Source organism: Pedobacter sp. 05L430 (assembly GCF_056397585.1).
The window spans coordinates 1-4224 of record NZ_JBFTNT010000338.1 but is presented as its reverse complement, the minus strand read 5'-3'; the positions used below and the strand labels follow the sequence as shown (position 1 = coordinate 4224).

Genomic DNA, 4224 nt, shown 5'->3' with positions numbered 1-4224 from the left:
AGGGTAAGCTGGTAGATTACGAACTGGATAATGTGATCCCTCATATGTCTTTTCTGGAGATGATGGATACCTTAAATGAGCAGCTGGTTTTAAAAGGCGACCGCCCTGTTGAATTTGACCATGATTGCAGGGAAGGAATATGCGGGCAGTGTGGAATGATGATTAACGGACAAGCACATGGCCCCATAGCAAATCTTACTACCTGCCAGCTTCATATGCGTGAGTTTAAAGATGGCGACACCATTTATGTTGAACCATTCAGAGCTTTGGCATTTCCTATAAAAAGGGATCTAAGGGTTGATAGGTCAGCATTTGACAGGATTATTATGGCTGGTGGGTTTGTTTCTGTAAATACTGGTCAGGCACCTGAAGCAAATGGAATACCCATTACACATGAACAGGCCGAATCTGCTTTTGACTCTGCTGCTTGCATAGGATGCGGCGCTTGTGTTGCTACTTGTAAAAACTCAAGTGCGGCCTTATTTACATCAGCCAAAATCTCCCACCTGGCAAAATTGCCTCAAGGAAAAATGGAGTCGCGGAAAAGGGTGCTTTCTATGGTAAAACAAATGGATGAAGAGAATTTCGGACACTGCAGTAATACAGAGGCCTGCGAGGTAGAATGCCCCCAACAGATTTCAGTTCTTAATATTGCAAGAATGAACTGGGAATATTCATTGAGTAGCGTTTTGAAAAAATAAGAAGAGGGGGCAGTTTACTGCCCCCTCTTCTTTGTACTTTCGTCATCCTGAGAGCTCGGTCGTCATGCTGAATTTATTTCAGCATCCCTCAAGGGAAAGTTTGCCTGGAAAAAGCGAGATACCGCTCTTCAGCGGTATGACGAATGCTTTAGCAAATATTACCTTAACAAGTTTTTCCAGCTTGTTTTGCTTTCAATTAATGTTTGAAGATCTTTAATGTCAATACGTTGTTGCTCCATTGTATCACGATGACGAATGGTTACCGTATCATCTTCCAGTGTCTGATGGTCAATTGTTAAGCAGAAAGGAGTACCAATAGCATCTTGTCTGCGGTAACGCTTACCAATGGCATCTTTTTCTTCATATACACAGTTGAAATCCAGCTTTAAGCTGTTCATAATTTCTCTTGCTTTTTCCGGTAAACCATCTTTTTTAGTAAGTGGGAATATCGCTACTTTAACAGGAGCAAGGCAAGGGTGTAAACGCAATAACGTCCTGCTATCTTGTTTTTCTCCATCACTAAGGTCCTGCTCTTCAAAAGCATTGATCATGGTTAAAAGGAACATACGATCTAAACCTATAGAAGTTTCTATCACATAAGGTACATAGTTGCCATATGGTTTTCCCTCTTCATTAAGATCATTGTCGAAATATTGCATTTTCTTGCCAGAGAATTCCTGGTGCTGAGAAAGATCGAAATCTGTACGGCTATGAATACCTTCTACTTCTTTAAACCCAAACGGGAATTCAAATTCAATATCGGTAGCTGCATTCGCATAGTGAGCAAGTTTAACATGATCGTGGTATCTGTATTTTTCGGCAGAGGTGCCTAAAGCCAAATGCCATTTTAAACGAGCCTCTTTCCAGTATGCAAACCATTTTTTGTCTTCACCCGGGCGTACAAAGAACTGCATTTCCATTTGTTCAAACTCACGCATACGCATAATGAACTGACGGGCAATTACCTCGTTTCTAAAAGCTTTTCCTATCTGTGCAATACCAAAAGGAATTTTCATCCTTCCCGATTTCTGAACATTAAGGAAGTTTACAAAAATACCCTGAGCAGTTTCAGGACGTAAGTATATTTCTTCTGCCCCCTCGGCCATAGCACCAAACTGGGTACTAAACATCAGGTTAAACTGACGTACTTCTGTCCAGTTTTTTGTGCCGCTTACCGGGCATGCTATTTCGTGTTCTTCAATTAATGTTTTTAATTGCTGTAGGTTTTCAGATTTTAAAGCCTCATCCATATCAGCTTGTAGCTTTGCAGCTTTATCTGTTTTGCCGTCTTTTTCGTAACGTGCAATTTTATCTTCTAATAACTGATCAGCACGGTAGCGTTTTTTCGAATCTTTATTATCGATCATAGGATCGTTAAATCCGTCAACGTGACCACTTGCTTTCCATATTTTTGGATGCATAAATATTGCAGAATCAATGCCTACAATATTTTCATGCATTTGTACCATGGCTTTCCACCAATAAGTTTTGATGTTGTTTTTTAATTCTGCCCCTAACTGCCCGTAATCGTATACAGCACTTAGTCCATCATATATTTCGCTGCTTTGGAATACAAAACCATATTCCTTGGCGTGTGATATTACATTTTTAAATTGCTCGTCGTTAGTGTTTTTTGCCATAATGATGCAAACTTAGATAAAATATTTTAATGGTTTTCATGAATGCAGTGGTGTTTTTTCTACTTTTGAAAATGAGCACTCCGGTAAACCTAAAAATTAAATAAATTGAGCATCAAAGTACAGTATTTGTCTAAGTATTACGATAAGCAAAAGGCTGTCGATGAAGTTAGTTTTGAGGTTAAACCCGGAAAGATATTAGGTTTCCTTGGGCCAAACGGTGCCGGAAAATCTACCACGATGCGCATGCTTACCGGTTATCTGAAGCCAACCTCCGGCTCCGCTGAGTTGTGCGGCTTCGATTCGCAAACCCAGAGTTTGGATGTTAGACGTATTATTGGTTACCTGCCAGAAAACACGCCTTTATATACAGATATGTATGTAAAAGAGTTTTTATTGTTTGTTGCCAATACCTATAAGCTTCAGCACCCCGAGCAAAAAGTTAAGGAGACAATAGATGCCGTTGGCTTAGGGGCCGAGCAGCACAAAAAAATAAATATGCTTTCTAAAGGCTACAAGCAGAGGGTAGGATTGGCTCAGGCAATTATTCATAATCCCGAGATCTTAATACTTGATGAACCTACATCAGGTTTAGATCCAAATCAGCTTACCGACATTCGGGAACTGATTAAGAAGCTGGGAAAGGACAAAACGGTTATCCTATCAACACATATTATGCAAGAAGTAGAGGCAGTTTGCGACGAGGTCATCATCCTCAATAAAGGAAAGATTGTAGCAAATGCCGAAATCAATGAACTTAAAAAGCAACACCAATCTTCGTCTCTTGAAGAGATTTTTAGAAAACTGACTTCTCAATAAAATAAGTCAATTGTGCGTTTGTTAATAATTATTTACTGTAGAGTTTTATTTTTTGTAACGATTGGCCAAGTTTTTGTATCTAAGGATTATAATTACACAATTTAAATTAAACAGAAATGAAAAAAGTATTTTTACTAACAGCAATTGCAGGTCTTTTTGCATTCTCGAGCGTTRAGGCTCAAAAAGATGTTGCTATGACAGGTCCAAAGTTAGGTATTGGAGCTGAGTTTGCATTTCCAATGGGTGACTTTGGTGATGTTTATAAATTAGGTTATGGTGGTTCACTATTGTATCAACATCCAGTAGCAACTAATTTAAATTTAACAGGTAGCGCAGGCTATTTGAGTTTTAAGGCTAAGGATGAATTTGGTGGCGGTAGTTATGGTTCAATTCCTGTTAAAGCAGGTGCAAGATACTTTGTGGCTGAGAATTTTTATATAGGTGGTGAGCTTGGTGCTGCTTTCTCTACTGAATCAGGTGGAAAAACTGCTTTTGCTTATTCTCCTGGCATTGGTATAGAGTTTCCTGTTTCTGATGGCGGTGCTATCGAATTAGGTGGACGTTATGAAGGATGGTCAGCCAATTCAACTACAAGTTCTTTCATCGGACTTAGATTAGCATATAATTTCGGTTTGTAATCAAAAACCAAAAGGTTCGTTTAAACGAATAAAAAAGCCGCTTGATTAAGTTCAAGCGGCTTTTTCATTATCCATTATATCGTTTTGAGGCTACATAAACTGTGACCCTGAAAATTCGCGCTGCTCTACTCATTGGAATTAAGAAAGATAATACTACACCTGACATGCGGTTATTACCACACTAATAATGAAAATATGATAACCACAATATAAGTACAAGTAAAGTATGTTATTAACATACTATTGCCGTACTATTGAAAGGGTATTTCCAACTGTGTTTTCATTATGTTCTTAATATAGGGTTATTCTGTAAGTTCGTTTAGCAAAATATAAGTTGAATGTTTTCTTAAAAGCATCTTTGACTATACTAGGGGTGTTCTCATGTTAGAAAAGAAGACAACCTGGTAATCATCCAAAGCTTTGTTATAC

4 protein-coding genes are annotated in these 4224 nt (G+C 38.5%); 3 read left to right on the top strand and 1 reads right to left on the bottom strand.

What is annotated here, in order from left to right:
- Positions 1 to 701, top strand: a 701-nt coding sequence (locus AC1DG9_RS24105; protein WP_477635385.1) for a succinate dehydrogenase/fumarate reductase iron-sulfur subunit, incomplete at its 5' end; no start/stop codon positions are given.
- 158 nt (positions 702 to 859) lie between these two features.
- Here the strand turns inward: AC1DG9_RS24105 and AC1DG9_RS24100 are convergent.
- Positions 860 to 2341, bottom strand: coding sequence for a glycine--tRNA ligase (locus AC1DG9_RS24100; protein ID WP_172660737.1), 1482 nt, complete (start codon positions 2339 to 2341; stop codon positions 860 to 862).
- A 105-nt stretch (positions 2342 to 2446) separates the two neighbouring features.
- On the opposite strand from AC1DG9_RS24100, the gene AC1DG9_RS24095 reads away from it, so the two are divergent.
- Both AC1DG9_RS24095 and AC1DG9_RS24090 read left to right on the top strand, forming a co-directional pair.
- On the top strand, positions 2447 to 3157 hold the full coding sequence (locus tag AC1DG9_RS24095) for an ATP-binding cassette domain-containing protein (protein WP_172660736.1): 711 nt from the start codon (positions 2447 to 2449) through the stop codon (positions 3155 to 3157).
- Positions 3158 to 3273: 116 nt separating this feature from the next.
- Positions 3274 to 3795, top strand: a complete 522-nt coding sequence (locus AC1DG9_RS24090) for an outer membrane beta-barrel protein (RefSeq protein WP_477635384.1) — start codon at positions 3274 to 3276, stop codon at positions 3793 to 3795.
- The last annotated feature ends 429 nt before the right edge of the window (positions 3796 to 4224 follow it).

Excerpts from the sequence above, each read along its gene's own strand:
- AC1DG9_RS24100 (WP_172660737.1), bottom strand. The coding sequence starts at position 2,341 with ATGGCAAAAAACACTAACGACGAGCAATTTAAAAATGTAATATCACAC.